Raw genomic sequence first — 13,506 nt, forward strand, 5'->3', positions numbered from 1 at the left:
CCGCCGTCCAAGCAGTGATGGAATCCCAGCCCGGGTTGAACGCCGGGAGGAGTACGGAGGGCCCTGTGCAGTCAGGTGGTGCCGAACTCAACGTCGGCTGCCCGGGTGGCCGCCCCGACGGTGCGCCGGTCGCGCCCGCCCCGCGGTGGCCGGGGCCGGACCCCGGAGTGACGATCGATCAACTCGACGCCGCCGAACGCTGCGAGACGCTGCTCCGGGACACCGTGGACGCCATCGACCCCGCGCCGGCCTGGCAGGAGGCGGCGCCCCGGGCGGGTGCGCGGCTGTCGCCACCGGGGAAGGGGGCGGCGGTGCTCTGGTACGTGACCCTGGGACGGGACGTCCTCACCGTCGTCTCGCTGCCCCGGCGGGCGGCGCTGGTGGGCGTGGTGGAACGGCACTGGCGGCGGTGCGGCTGGACGATCACCGCGCTGAACGCCGACCGCGAGCGCCCGGGAGTCGCCGCGATCACCCGGGACGGCTACCGACTGGCGCTGCGCTTCGGGGAGTTGGGCGAGGCCGGGCTGACCGCGAGCTCACCCGGGGTGGCCCGCTCGGAGCGGAGCCCGGTGCCGGCGGGGTCGGGTGCCCGGGCCCCGGCGCCGCTGCCGTCCGTCTGCTGCCCGTACTGGAGCGCGTTGGCGTAGGCCCGTCCGGGCGGCGTGCCGGGTGGATCCCCGGAAGGCGGAAGGGGTCGGGGGAGGCGTGGAGCGAGTCCCCCCGGACTCGCTCCACGCCACCCTCGTCGCGCGGCTCGGCGTTGCCGCTCCCCCCGACACCCCGGCAGCCCCGCCGTTCCCCCCTGGCAGCACCCTCCGGCGAGAGCGGTCCGCACAGGCCCCGGCGAGCCCCCACCCCCGGGGACGTCGTTGACCTCACGCTAACAAACCGCGTGGTTGGTTTGTCAATAGTGGAATCCACGAAACATCCACATTGTGATGGCCGGCCCGGACCGGCTCGAAACGCTCCGGACCAGGCGGTTGTGGACCCCCGGCGGCCTCCGTCGGCCCGGTCCGCGCACCTTCGGCCGGACCGTGTACCCGGCGACCTCGGCCTTGGAACCAGGCATTCCGAGCATCATGACAGCACGCAGCGACACCGCGCGAACGCCCAGCGCAGCCGTCCGTCGGCGGACGGGTACGGGCGGGGAGGCGCGTCGCGGCCGGCTCAGCGCAGCAGCCGGCGTTCCTTCGCCACCGCCACCGCGCCCGACCGGGTGTCCACGCCCAACTTGTCGTAGATCCGCCCGAGATGGGTCTTCACCGTGGCCTCGCTGATGAACAGCGCCCGCGCGATCTCGCGGTTGCCCAGGCCCTGCGCCAGCTGTTCGAGGATGTCCTGCTCGCGCTCGGTGAGCTGCGGCGAGGGCGCCCGCATCTGCGCCATCACCCGGGAGGCCACCGGCGGCGAGAGCACCGTCCGGCCCTGCGCGGCCGCGTGCACGGCGGCGAACAGCTCCTCCGGCCGCTCGGCCTTCAGCAGGTAGCCGGTGGCGCCGGCGGCGATCGCCCGGGTGATGTCGGCGTCGGTGTCGTACGTGGTGAGCACCAGGACGTGCGGCCCGCCCGGCTCGGCGGTGATCCGCCGGGTGGCCTCCACGCCGTCGATGCCGTCCCCGAGTTGAAGGTCCATCAGCACCACCTGGGGGGTCAGTCGGGCGGCCAGCGCGACGGCCTCCTCCCCGGTGCTGGCCTCGCCGACCACCTCGATGTCGCCCGCGCTGGCGAGCAGCGCCAGCAGTCCGGCCCGGACCACCGCGTGGTCGTCGCAGACCAGCAGTCGGACGGGGGTCGCGTTCATCGGTGCTCCACGTTCATCGGGGCTGCGGGCTCATCGGTGCTGCGGGTTCGCGGGTACCGCTCGTTCACGGGTACCGCTCGCTCATCGGTGCTCCAGGGGGATCGCGGCCGAGACGACGGTGCCCTCGCCGGGCGTGCTCTCCACGGTCAGGGTGCCACCCAGCTGCCGCAGCCGGGCGCGCATCGCGGGCAGCCCGTACCCGCGCCCGCCGCCGGTGCCCGCGGCCGCCGGGTCGAAGCCCAGCCCGTCGTCCGCGATGTCCAGCACCGCCTGGTCGCCGAGGAAGGACAGCGTGATCGCCGCGGCCGACGCCCCGGCGTGCTCGCGGACGTTGGCCAGCGCGCCCTGGGCGATCCGCAGCAGGGCGGACTGCGTGGCGGTGGGCAGCGGGACGGGCGTGCCGTCCAGGTGGAAGCGGACCGGCAGCCCGCTCTCGGCGGACTCCCGCCCGGCCAGTGCCCGCAGCGCCTGGTCGAGCGTCCGGCCGTCGGCGAGTTCGGCCGGTGCGAGGTCGTGGACGAAGCGCCGGGCCTCGGCGAGGTTGCGGGCGGCCACCTCGGCGGCGGTGCGGACGTGGGCGCGGGCGGTCGTCGGGGCGGTGTCCCAGGTGCGCTCGGCGGCCTGCAGCAGCATCTGCTGGCTGGACAGGCCCTGCGCCAGGGTGTCGTGGATCTCCATCGCCAGCCGGGCGCGCTCGGCCAGGGTGCCCTCCCGCCGTTCGGTGGCGGCGAGTTCGCGCCGGGTGCGGACCAGGTCGGCGATCAGCGCGCGCTGCCGGGCGGCTTGCCGGGCCATGAAGAGGAAGACGCCGGTGGCGAGCGCCGCCACCGCGGGCGGCAGCAGGACGAGCGTGGCGTCCGCCCCGCCGGGCAGCCGGATCTCGGCGATCACCACCAGCAGGGTCAGGGCGCCCACCAGTGGGATCGCCGCCTTCGCGGGCAGCGCCCGCAGCGCGGTGTAGATCAGCGGGACGGCGCACCAGGCGAAGCTCGGCGCGAGCAGCACCAGCACCACCCAGAGCACCACCACCAGGGCCAGGGGCCAGCGGCGGCGCCGGCCCGAGGCGGTCGGCCGGTGGTGGTCGAGCCAGGAGCCGGCCGGCTGGGCGAGGGCCAGGGCGGCGCTCAGCCCGATCACCCAGGGGGCCTGGGAGTTGCCGGAGTGGTGGGTGAGGTAGCGGTTGAGCGAGGCGGCGAGCAGCACCACGAAGGCGGAGTCCAGCAGCACCGCCAGCCGGCCGGCGTCCGGGTCCCCGGCGTCGCGGCCGAGGTCGGGGCCTGCGGGGCGGGACTGTGGCACGGGTGGCTCCTGGTCGGACGGGCGGTGCGCGGGCGGCGCGGGCGCACCCGGGTGCCGGGTCCGCGGGCGAGCGGCGGGCCTGCGGACGGAGTGGGCCCGGATGCGAGCGGTGGACCCGCGCCGACCTGCGCCGATTCCTCGATGGTGACCCGTCCGGCCCGGTCCCGCATCAGCCGATCGGTTGACGCCGCCGTCCTCCATCATGCCCAAACGCTCGCGCCGGACCGTCGATGTGGCGGGCGGGTCCCCGGACGGAGGATCGGAACGTGCCGCCGGACGCCCCCCGGCCCGGCGGCCCCCGAAACCCCGCACCACCCCGCAGACCCGTCGAGGAGCTTGACCATGAAGAAGACCTCCGTGCGCACCCGGGTGCTGACCGGCACCGTCGCCGCCGCCGCGATCGCCGCCGCCACCGTGGGCGCCGTCTCGGCCAGCGCCGAGACCACCGACACCCCGGCCGCCCCGGCCGCGGTGAAGGTCGACACCCAGAACAAGAACCTCGCCCAGAGCACCGGCCTGACCATCGACGCCGCCACCCGCGCCGCCCAGGCCGCCCTGGACGCGGCGACCAAGGCCGGCCAGCACGTCTCGGTCGCGGTCGTCGACCGCGACGGCGTCACCCGGGTGCTGCTGAAGGGCGACGGCGCCGGCCCGCAGGCCCCGGAGTCGGCCGAGCGCAAGGCTTTCACCGCGGTGTCCTGGAACGCGCCGACCTCGGAGCTGGCCAAGCGGCTCGCCCAGGCCCCGAACCTGAAGGACATCCCGGGCACGCTGTTCCTGGCCGGCGGCGCCCCGGTGCAGTCCAAGGGCGCTCCGGTCGCGGCGATCGGTGTCGCGGGCGCGCCCAGCGGCGACCTGGACGAGCAGTTCGCGCAGGCCGGCGTCGCCGCCCTGGCGAAGTGACGCCCCTGCCTCGCCGCCCCGCCGTCCCGTCGGCGGGGTGACGGGTGCCCCCGGCCGGCCGGGGCCGTTCGACCGGCCGGGTGCGTTTGACTCGATCGGGTGAACGCCGGGAGGGTCACCGCAGAACACGGGGTGACCCTTCGAAAAGCCGCTGCCGCTGTCAGTGCCGCGTGGCAGGCTCTCCGGTATGACGGCGTGGACCCTCAACGACATCGAACGTGCGATCCGCTCCTCCTGGGGTGTCGACACCTGTGCGCCCGAGGATCTGGCCCATTGGCGTCCCGACAATCCCGCCCGCGGCCAGTGCGGGGTGACGGCGATGGTGGTGCACGACCTGCTCGGCGGCGAGTTGATGATGGGCGAGGTGTACGTCGACGGGGTCCGTACGGACCTGCACTGGTGGAACCGCTTCGCCACCGGCTTCGAGATCGACCTCACCCGCGAGCAGTTCGGGCCGGACGAACTGGTCGGCCCCGGCCGCCCGGTCGCCCGCCCGGCCCGTCCGGGCCGGCTGCAGGCGCAGTACGAGCTGCTGCGCGGCCGGGTGGTCGCCGAGCTGGAGCGCGGCGCCGCCGCCAACCGTGGCCGGATGCCCGCCCGCGCCTGCGCCTGAGCCCGAGCTGCCTACGGGCCCCGAGCTGCCCACGGGCCCCGGGCGGTTCGCCTCCTGACGTACAGTCGGTCGCAGTGATCGACGACGGCGACGGGAGTGGGCGGATGACCGGGACGACGGTCGGCTTCGTGGGACTGGGCGCGATGGGACGGGGCATGGCTGGCAGCCTGCTGCGGGCCGGTCACGCCGTACGGGTCTGGAACCGCTCGCCCGAGCCGGTGGCCGCGCTGGTGGCCGAGGGCGCGGAGGCGGCCGGCTCGCTCGCCGAGGTGTTCGCCGCCGACACGGTGGTCTCGATGCTCGCCAACGACGACGCGGTCGAGCGGCTGCTGCTCGACCCCGCCCTGCTGACCGGCGCGGCGGCGAGCCTGCACGTCAACATGGCCACCGTCTCGCTCGCGATCGCCGAGCGGGCCGAGGCGCTGCACGCCGAGCACGGCATCGGCTACGTCGCCGCGCCCGTCCTCGGCCGGCCGCCGGTCGCGGCGGAGGGCCGGCTGAACATCCTGGCCGCGGGCGGAGCCGACCTGCTGGCCAGGGCGGAGCCGCTGTTCGCCGCCATGGGGCAGCGCACCTGGCACTTCGGCGAGAGCCCCCGGCAGGCCAACACCGCCAAGATCAGCACCAACTTCCTGCTGGCCTGCGCGATCGAGTCGATGGCCGAGGCGTGCAGCCTGGCCGAGGCCAACGGGGTCCGGCCGACCGACCTGATCGAGATGCTCACCGGCACGCTCTTCCCCGGGCCGGTCTACTCGGGCTACGGCGCGATGGTGGCCGAGCGCCGCTACGAGCCGGCCGGCTTCCGGCTGCCGCTCGGGCTCAAGGACGTCGGCCTCGCCCTGGACGCGGGGGCGGCCCGCCACGTGCCGCTGCCGTTCGGCAGCATCCTGCGGGACGCCTTCCTGGACGCGCTGGCGCACGGCGACGGGGACAAGGACTGGGCGGCGGTCGCCGCCGTCGCCCGCCGCCGGGCCGGACTGCCGGACTGACCGGCGGCCGGCCTGCGGCTGCGGGCCCGGAACCGACCGGCCTGCGGCTGCGGGCCCGGGCGCGGAGCTGACGGGCCCGGAACCGACGCCCCCGGAATAACCGGTGCGCCGCGGAGGCTCGTACCTCCGTCCGCACCACGTGACCCGGGGGAGTTTCCGATGACCGACCAGCCGTCCGGCGCCGAGGCGCCGCGCCGTTTCCTGTTCCTCGACGCCAGCGCGCGCACCGGCGGCAACTCCGCCCGGCTGGCGCGGCTGGCCGCCGAGGCGAGCCTGCCGGATGGGGCCGAGCAGCGCTGGCTGCGGCTCGAAGAGCACCCGCTGCCGCCGCACCGGGACCGGCGGCACGTCGGCGACGGCCGCACCCCCGAGCCGGTCGGCCACGAGCGGACCCTGCTGGACGCCACCCTGGCCGCCACCGACCTGGTCTTCGTCGCGCCGCTGTACTGGTACACCCTGCCGACCAGTGCCAAGCTCTACCTCGACCACTGGTCGGCCTGGCTGCGGGTGCCCGGGCTGGACTTCCGGGCCCGGATGGGCGGCGCCACGCTGTGGAGCGTCACCGCCCTGAGCGGCGCCGAGTCCACGGCCGAGCCGCTGATCGGCACGCTCCGGCTGACCGCCGAGTACATGGGGATGCGCTGGGGCGGCGCGCTGCTCGGCAACGGGACCCGCCCGGGGGACGTGCTGCGCGACGAGCGGGCGCTGGTCGCGGCCAAGTCCTTCTTCGCCGGCTGAGCCCCCGCCGGCGGCGGTGCCCGGGCACCGCCGCCAGCGGCGCGTGCGGTACGGTCGTCCGGACGTGTACCCGTCACTCTGTGGTCATCATTTGGCAAAGCGCAAAAGCCTTACCGATGGACGGAGTTGGACGAACCGGACGGCCCTTCGCCAAGTCTTGGGCACAGTGCGCCACCCGCCTTCCGGAGCGGCCGGATCGTTCGGTACTCTCCGTCGCACTTTCAGCTTCGCGGGGGGCGGGGCGTCCGCGGCCACCCTCCCGCGCCCGGGCCTCGCCCGGAAACGTCCGTGAGGTCTCCCTTGTCCATACGTCGCACTCTCGCCCTCGCCGGTGCCGCCGCGCTCGCGTCCTCGCTCGTGCTGGCCGGCGCCCAGGGCGCCGTGGCCGTCGGCACCACCGGATCCCCGTCCGCCGCCGCGCCGGCCGAGAAGGCGGGCCACCAGGCCCTCGACCTCTCGGTGCACGGGGTTCCCGGCACCTTCTTCGCCGGTGGTGACGCCCGCGAGTTCACCTACCGGATCGACAACTCGACGAAGACCGACTTCGTCGCCTACCCGCTGCTGAAGTTCAAGAACAAGGCCGGCTCGCTGCAGTCGAAGGACCTCAAGGTCGAGTTCCAGCTGCCGGCCGGCCTGCCCGGCGGCGGTACCTGGAAGACCGCCGTGGTCGCCCCCGGTGGCGGCGACGGCGACGACAGCGCCGTGCTGCTGTTCCTCGGCGACGTGACCGACGGCAACGCCGGTGACGGCGCGCTGCTCTTCATCGCCCAGGGCAAGCGCGTCGACATCAAGATCCGCGCCTCCTTCACCAAGGACGCCCCGCTGGGCAAGGCCGGTGTCGTCCCGGTGGTCTACTCCGCCGACGCCAACGACCAGGACGACCACGGCCACTTCAGCTGTGACGGCATCAAGGGCGCGGGCTTCACCATCAAGGCGGGCGGCGGCAAGCCCACCCCGACCCCCACCCCGACCAAGACCGGCAAGCCGAGCCCGACCGGGAGCAGCTCGCCGACGACCGCGCCGACGACGCCCACCACCCAGCCGACGACGCCGACCACCGCGCCGACCACGCCGTCGACCGCGCCGACGACGCCGACCACCCAGCCGACGACCCCGTCGACCGCGCCGACGACGGCCGCGCCGACCACCGGCCCGGCCTCGCCGTCCACGCCGCCCGCCGGCGACAGCAGCAGCGACGCCCCGCAGCCGATCGACTTCCCGGTGCAGCCCCCGACCGTGACCCCGCCGAAGATCACCCCGGGCGGCGTCAGCAAGGCCAAGACCGCCGCCGACAACGCGGACAAGTCCCTGGCCCAGACCGGTGGCGGTGACGACACCACCGCGATCGCGGCCGTCGGCGGCGCCGTCCTGGTGGCCGGTGTCGGCACCCTCGTGGTGCTGCGCCGCCGCAAGTCCGGCCAGCACAGCTGACCTGGGGGAAGCGGTTCCCGGGTACCCCCGGGCCGCCCGCACCGTCCACCGGACGGCCACGCGGGCGGCCCGGGCGGTACTCCTCCGTCACATAGGATGTCCGGCCGGAGGGGGGCGGAACCGGCGGGGAGAGGACAGGTGCGGGAAGTACGCACGGCACGGACCACCACCGATTACGAGGCGGCGACCGGGCGCATCGCGGGACTGCCGTTCCGCAGGCACCACGTCCTGCTGGCCGCGTGGACGGTGCTCTGGTTCTTCCTGGTCGAGCCGAGCGGCGGCTTCTCCTGGCATTACCTGCGCCAGGGCGAGCAGCTGCTCTTCAGCGGTCAGTCCGACGGTGGCCTGTCGCTCTACGCCCACCACCCGGAGCTGCAGATCGGCCCGGTCAGCCTGGCCGCGGCCAGACTCACCGCCCCGTTCTCGCCGCACACCGGCCAGCTGGTCGCCGAGGCGGCGAGCGCCGCGCTCGGCCTGGTGATGCTGGTCGTGGTCGGCCGCACCGCGGCCCTCTACTACCTGGGCACCGGCACCAACCACCGCCGGCTCCAGCAGCGCCTGCTGATCGCCGGACTGGCCTTCATCCCGATGTGGGTCGAGGTGTCGGTCCGCTTCGCGCACCTGGACGACGTCCTCGCGCTGTTCTTCACCACCCTCGCCGCGCACGCCCTGGCCCGCGGCAAGCCCACCCAGGTCGCGGTGTTCCTGGCCCTGGCGGTGGACTCCAAGCCCTGGGCGATCGCCTTCGCCCCGCTGGTCCTGGCACTGCCCCGACGCGACTGGCTGCGCACCGCGCTCTGGTTCGCCGTCCTGGTGGCGGTCGCCTGGCTGCCGTTCTACCTGGGCAACCTGGACACCATGGCGGCCGCCAAGTTCACCATCCCCAACCAGCCGGCCTCCGCGCTGCGCTGGTTCGGGGTGACCGACCCGGCGACCCCCTGGTGGGACCGTCCGACCCAGTTCGCGCTCGGCCTCGGCCTCGGCAGCATCGCCGTCTGGCGCGGCCGCTGGCCGGCCGTGGTGCTGCTCGGCGCGGACGCCCGGATCCTGCTCGACCCGAGCGTCTACACGTACTACACGGCCTCGATCCTGCTCGGCACCCTGCTCTGGGACGCGGTCGGGCAGAAGCGGCTCGTACCGTGGTGGAGCTGGATCGCGCTGGCCGCGCTGTACGGCGGCACGCTGCTCCTCCCGTCCGACTCGGCCCGCGGCTTCGTCCGGCTCGCCTTCGTGGTGGTCTCCGCCGCGTACGTGCTCTTCTGGCCCACCCAGCAGCCCCGGCGGCCGCGCTCCGGCAGGCCGGGCGAGGGCGGGCGCCGGGCGGCCCGGCGGCGTGAGCGGGTGCTGGTCGGCGCCGACGCCTGAGCGGCGCCGACGCCTGAGCGGCGGCCGCACCGTTCCGGCCGCCGTCCGGCACGACGGCTTGACCCTCACGCGACGTGAGAGCCGAGGGTGGTGGTCAGCACCAGGGAGGAACCCCGATGACCAGTGAGGGCTACTCGGTCGGCGCCGTGGCGAAGATCGCCAAGGTGACCGTCCGCACCCTGCACCACTACGACGAGATCGGCCTGCTGTCCCCCGCCGGCCGTACCCGGTCCGGCTACCGCCGGTACGTGGACGCCGACCTCGACCGGCTGCAGCAGATCCTCTTCTACCGAGAACTCGGATTCCCCCTGGAGGAGATCGCGGCGATCCTGGACGACCGCTCGGTCAGCCCGAGCGAGCACCTCCGGCGGCAGCACCGACTGCTGACCGACCGGATCAGGCACCTCCAGGACCTCGCCACAGCCGTCGAACACGCCATGGAGGCACGGAGAATGGGCATTCAGCTGACCCCGGAGGAGAAGTTCGAGATCTTCGGCGAGGGCTACCAGGAGGACTGGGAGCAGGAGGCCGAGCAGCGCTGGGGCGACACCGAGGCCTGGGCCGAGTCCCAGCGCCGCACCGGCGGCTACTCCAAGGCCGACTGGCAGCGGATCCAGACCGAGATGACCGAGCTCAACACCCGCCTGGTCGAGGCGATCACCGCCGGCGAGCCCGCCGACGGCGCGGTGGCCACCGGCCTCGCCGAGGAGCACCGGCAGCACATCTGCCGGAACTTCTACGACTGCACCTTCACCATCCACCGCGGACTGGCCGGCCTGTACGTCTCCGACCCGCGCTGGACCGGTACCTACGAGGACCTCGCCCCCGGCCTGGCGCAGTGGCTGCACGACGCCATCGTCGCCAACGCCGACCGGCGGGAGCAGGGCTGAGCAGGCCTGAGTAGGCGGGAGCAGGCGTAGCGAGTCACGCCACCCCGCGCCCGAAGGAGCGCCGGTAGGCGGTCGGGGAGGTGCGCATCACCCGGCCGAAGTGGTGGCGGAAGGTCGCGGAGCTCTCGAAGCCGACCGCCGCGGCGATCTCCTCCACCGTCCCGTCCGGCGACTCCAGCAGCGGCAGGCTGGCGGCGATGCGCTGGGTGATCACCCAGCGCATCGGGCTGGTCCCGTTGCGGGCGGTGAAGTGCCGCAGGTAGGAGCGGTCCGACATCCGGGCGGCACGGGCCAGCACCGGGACGGTCAGCGGGGCGGACAGGTGGTCCAACGCCCACTGCATGCTGCGGGCGATCCCGTCGTCCTCCTCCTCGACCGGGCGGACCGCCGCCTCGATGAACTGGGCCTGCCCGCCGTCCCGGTGCGGCGCCACCACGAACCGGCGGGCCACGGCGTTGGCCACCTTGGCGCCGTGGTCCCGGCGGACCAGGTGCAGGCAGAGGTCGATCCCGGCCGCGCTGCCCGCGCTGGTGAGCACGTCCCCGTTGTCCACGTACAGCACGTCCGGGTTGACCCGGACCGCCGGGTGGCGCCGCTGGAGCAACTCGGCGTACCGCCAGTGGGTGGTCGCGTCCCGGCCGTCCAGCAGCCCGGCCGCGGCCAGCGCGAACGCGCCCGAGCAGATCGACACGATCCGGGCGCCGCGCTCGTGCGCGGTGCGCAGCGCCCGCACCAGCCCGGGCGACACCACGCCGCCGAACGCGTTCGGCACCCCGGGGACCACCACGGTGTCGGCCGCCGCCAGCTCGTCCAGCCCGTGCCGGGCCGTCAGACTGAAGCCGCCCACCGCGTCCAGCGCCGTGCCCGGCCGGTCGGCGCACACCTTCAGCCCGTACCAGGGCGTGGCCAGCAGCCCGGCCAGCTCGGGCCGGGCCAGCCCGAACACCTCGACCACGACGCCGAGTTCGAACGGTGCCATGCCCTCGAAGGCGTACACCGCGACATCGTGCACGGGCTCCGGCCGGCGACCGATGGCGACGGCCACCGGTCGCGGCCGCGGCGCGGTCGCCGTACCGGTGCCGACCGGGCCCTCGACGTTCTGCTCGGCCATGCGAAACCCCCTGCTCACGGGTGGCGGAATGCCGGTGAGTGTAGCCGTCCCGGCCACCCCGGAACTTTCCCCGAACCCACCTGCAACCTCCGTCCCCGCCACACGTCCATTGGTACGGGGGCGGAGGGAACCGGGCCGAGGGCGGCTGGGAGGATCCCTCCCGATCACGATCTTGATCAGGTGGACCTGACGGTCCGGCGAACGCCGTCACCGTCCCGGGGGAAAGCGGAAGCGCACATGTCCATGGCCATCGGGCCGACCGTCGCGCCGGCAGGCGCGCGCGGATTCACCGTCCGCGGGGTGGTCGCCGCCCTGTTCGGCGCGCAGGAGGCGGGCGAGCCGCTCGCCGCCGCCGTCACCGAGCAGGAGGCGAAGCAGCGCCGGTCCGGGTTCCGGCTGCTGCGCGGCGGCCGCAAGCCCGCCGAGGACCGGCCCACCCTGACCGACCTGTACCACGCCCACCGGCTCGGTCTGGTCCGGATGGCCGTCCTGCTGGTCGACCACCAGGACCTGGCCGAGGACGTCGTCCAGGACGCCTTCACCCAGCTCTACCAGCGCCACGGCGAGGAACTGGACGACCTCGACAACGCGCTCGGCTACCTGCGGACCTCCGTCGTCAACGGGGCCCGCTCGATGCTGCGCCGCCGCAGGACCGCCCGCGAGTACGTGCCGCCGCACGAGGCCGACGCCCCGTCCGCCGAGGACCACGCGGTCCTCAACGACGAGCACCGCCGGGTGCTGGTCGCCCTGCAGGAACTGACCCCCCGCCAGCGAGAGGTGCTGGTGCTGCGCTACTGGTCCGACATGTCGGAGGCGCAGATAGCCGAGACCCTGGGACTCTCCCGGGGTGCCGTGAAGTCCACGGCCAGTCGCGCCCTGGACGCCTTGGAAAAGCACCTGGAGAAGGTTCGATGACCGACAAGCTCCCCCGCCGAAGCGGCGGCGACGGCGACGAGCCGGCCGAAACCCCCACGGAACGGCTGCTCCGCGAGGCGATGGGCGCGCGCGCCGCCCAGGTCACGGCGAACTCCCTGCGCCCGGCCGCGCCACCGAAGAGCCGCATCCGCCGCCTGCGCCCCGTCTACACCGTCGCCGTGCCGCTCGGCCTGGCCGCCGCGATGGCGCTCGGCGTGCTCACCTTCCACGGCGAACCGGTCGCCCACGACCAGGTCCCGCCCCCGGCCGCCACCCTGACGACCTCCCCGAGCCCGACCGCCGAACCGACCACCACCCCCACCCCGTCGGCCACCCCCACCCCCACCGACACCGGCACCGGCAGCCCGACGGCCGACCCCGAACCCGAACTCCCCCTCGCCGACTCCACCCCCTCCTCCGTCGCGACCACCACCAACACCACACCCCCGGCGGGCCCGTCGACCCCGTACACCTTCCGGGGCGTCAAGTTCAGGATCCCGGCGGGCTGGAAGGCGGTGCCCGGCCCCTCGGCCTCCTCGCTGTGTGTCCTCGCCCCGGGCTCGCCACAGTCCGCCGGGGCTGCGGACTGTCAGCCGTACGGTGCGCTGCTGACGGTCTACACCAGCTTCGACGAGGTCAATCAGAGCGGTGCCTGGCCGAACGCCAACGCGTCGCTGAGCGGGACGGGTTGGGCCAAGCAGCCCGCTTGCCCGGTGTGGGACGACCCGCACGCGATCGGCTCGAACGATGTCCTGAAGACCTCCAACCCCACCAGTACCAGGGACATCGTGGCCGGCCGCCCGGCTTACAAGTCCCTCTGGCAGGTTTCCTGCAACAGCAAGGAGTCCTTCACCGCACAGATGTGGCGGTTCACCCAGGACCAGGTGTACCTCACGACGGCGGGCCTCAAGCCGGAGCACCAGGCCGCCGTGGTCTCGATCCTGGACACCCTGGACCTCAGCGGCTACCGGACACCGCTCCTCGCACCGAACGAGAACGACATCGGCATCACCTTCGACGGCTTGGGCACCGGCCAACAGGTGCCGGCGAAGGGAACACCGCTGACCTTCTCCGTGACGTACCGGAACACCAGCCAGACCACCTACGCCTCGGTCCAGCCGGCGCTCTTCACCGAGCCCTACAGCGGTTCTCCGGCGAGCGCCACCGAGCCGGTGAACTCGGGCAGGCTGGAGCGCCAGGACGGTGACACCTGGGTCCCGGTGCCGATGTCGCCGACACCGAGCATGAGTCATCTGACCGCGGGCAGGACGGCCGTCTTTCCGCTGGCGCCGGGCCAGAGCAGGACGGTGAAGTTCCGGCTCACCCTCGACTCCGGGAACGGCCCCGGGGTGATGCCGGTGACGGCGCAGGCCGTGCTGCCGTTCGACGGTCAGGGTCCGCAGACGTTCCTCGGCCGGAACAGCGTTCCGGTGCGAGTCGTCGGGTAACGTC

At 74.2% G+C, this 13,506-nt stretch carries 13 protein-coding genes; 10 read left to right on the top strand and 3 right to left on the bottom strand.

Annotation, left to right across the window (positions count from 1 at the left end; translation table 11 throughout):
* Positions 1-167 precede the first annotated feature (167 nt).
* Complete coding sequence (locus ACYP53_RS09095) at positions 168-647, top strand: hypothetical protein (RefSeq protein WP_459647100.1); 480 nt, start codon at positions 168-170, stop codon at positions 645-647.
* Positions 648-1,167: 520 nt separating this feature from the next.
* Here ACYP53_RS09095 and ACYP53_RS09100 read toward each other — a convergent pair.
* Positions 1,168-1,800, bottom strand: a complete 633-nt coding sequence (locus ACYP53_RS09100; RefSeq protein WP_189913180.1) for a response regulator — start codon at positions 1,798-1,800, stop codon at positions 1,168-1,170.
* An 81-nt stretch (positions 1,801-1,881) separates the two neighbouring features.
* Positions 1,882-3,099: a sensor histidine kinase gene (locus ACYP53_RS09105; protein ID WP_229928209.1), complete on the bottom strand. Its 1,218-nt coding sequence runs from the start codon at positions 3,097-3,099 to the stop codon at positions 1,882-1,884.
* A 342-nt stretch (positions 3,100-3,441) separates the two neighbouring features.
* On the opposite strand from ACYP53_RS09105, the gene ACYP53_RS09110 reads away from it, so the two are divergent.
* From ACYP53_RS09110 to ACYP53_RS09140, 7 genes are all read left to right on the top strand, one after another.
* Positions 3,442-4,002, top strand: a complete 561-nt coding sequence (locus ACYP53_RS09110) for a GlcG/HbpS family heme-binding protein (protein WP_189913179.1) — start codon at positions 3,442-3,444, stop codon at positions 4,000-4,002.
* 187 nt (positions 4,003-4,189) lie between these two features.
* The gene (locus ACYP53_RS09115) at positions 4,190-4,615 is read left to right on the top strand and encodes a YunG family protein (RefSeq protein ID WP_189913178.1); all 426 of its coding nucleotides are present in this window, start codon (positions 4,190-4,192) and stop codon (positions 4,613-4,615) included.
* 74 nt (positions 4,616-4,689) lie between these two features.
* A complete protein-coding gene (locus ACYP53_RS09120; protein WP_229928208.1) occupies positions 4,690-5,604 on the top strand; it encodes an NAD(P)-dependent oxidoreductase in 915 nt (304 codons plus the stop codon).
* 159 nt (positions 5,605-5,763) lie between these two features.
* The gene (locus tag ACYP53_RS09125) at positions 5,764-6,342 is read left to right on the top strand and encodes an NAD(P)H-dependent oxidoreductase (protein ID WP_189913177.1); all 579 of its coding nucleotides are present in this window, start codon (positions 5,764-5,766) and stop codon (positions 6,340-6,342) included.
* Between the two features lie 300 nt (positions 6,343-6,642).
* Positions 6,643-7,773, top strand: a complete 1,131-nt coding sequence (locus ACYP53_RS09130; protein WP_459647101.1) for an LPXTG cell wall anchor domain-containing protein — start codon at positions 6,643-6,645, stop codon at positions 7,771-7,773.
* 138 nt (positions 7,774-7,911) lie between these two features.
* Positions 7,912-9,138 (top strand): hypothetical protein, encoded by a 1,227-nt coding sequence (locus tag ACYP53_RS09135; protein WP_459647102.1) that lies wholly within the window; start codon positions 7,912-7,914, stop codon positions 9,136-9,138.
* A 116-nt stretch (positions 9,139-9,254) separates the two neighbouring features.
* A complete protein-coding gene (locus tag ACYP53_RS09140; protein ID WP_459647103.1) occupies positions 9,255-10,028 on the top strand; it encodes a MerR family transcriptional regulator in 774 nt (257 codons plus the stop codon).
* 34 nt (positions 10,029-10,062) lie between these two features.
* Here ACYP53_RS09140 and ACYP53_RS09145 read toward each other — a convergent pair whose 3' ends face one another.
* Positions 10,063-11,040: a helix-turn-helix domain-containing protein gene (locus ACYP53_RS09145; RefSeq protein WP_459647962.1), complete on the bottom strand. Its 978-nt coding sequence runs from the start codon at positions 11,038-11,040 to the stop codon at positions 10,063-10,065.
* A gap of 336 nt (positions 11,041-11,376) precedes the next feature.
* Here ACYP53_RS09145 and ACYP53_RS09150 point away from each other — a divergent pair, with 336 nt between their 5' ends.
* On the top strand, positions 11,377-12,054 hold the full coding sequence (locus tag ACYP53_RS09150; protein ID WP_229928207.1) for an RNA polymerase sigma factor: 678 nt from the start codon (positions 11,377-11,379) through the stop codon (positions 12,052-12,054).
* Positions 12,051-13,502, top strand: a complete 1,452-nt coding sequence (locus tag ACYP53_RS09155) for a hypothetical protein (RefSeq protein WP_459647104.1) — start codon at positions 12,051-12,053, stop codon at positions 13,500-13,502. Before ACYP53_RS09150 ends, ACYP53_RS09155 begins: the two co-directional genes overlap by 4 nt.
* The last annotated feature ends 4 nt before the right edge of the window (positions 13,503-13,506 follow it).

The organism is Kitasatospora sp. Ki12 (assembly GCF_054601375.1).

Coding starts and splice junctions, on each gene's coding strand:
- ACYP53_RS09100 (WP_189913180.1), bottom strand. CDS start 1,800: ATGAACGCGACCCCCGTCCGACTGCTGGTCTGCGACGACCACGCGGTG.
- ACYP53_RS09110 (WP_189913179.1), top strand. CDS start 3,442: ATGAAGAAGACCTCCGTGCGCACCCGGGTGCTGACCGGCACCGTCGCC.
- ACYP53_RS09115 (WP_189913178.1), top strand. CDS start 4,190: ATGACGGCGTGGACCCTCAACGACATCGAACGTGCGATCCGCTCCTCC.
- ACYP53_RS09125 (WP_189913177.1), top strand. CDS start 5,764: ATGACCGACCAGCCGTCCGGCGCCGAGGCGCCGCGCCGTTTCCTGTTC.
- ACYP53_RS09140 (WP_459647103.1), top strand. CDS start 9,255: ATGACCAGTGAGGGCTACTCGGTCGGCGCCGTGGCGAAGATCGCCAAG.
- ACYP53_RS09150 (WP_229928207.1), top strand. CDS start 11,377: ATGTCCATGGCCATCGGGCCGACCGTCGCGCCGGCAGGCGCGCGCGGA.
- ACYP53_RS09155 (WP_459647104.1), top strand. CDS start 12,051: ATGACCGACAAGCTCCCCCGCCGAAGCGGCGGCGACGGCGACGAGCCG.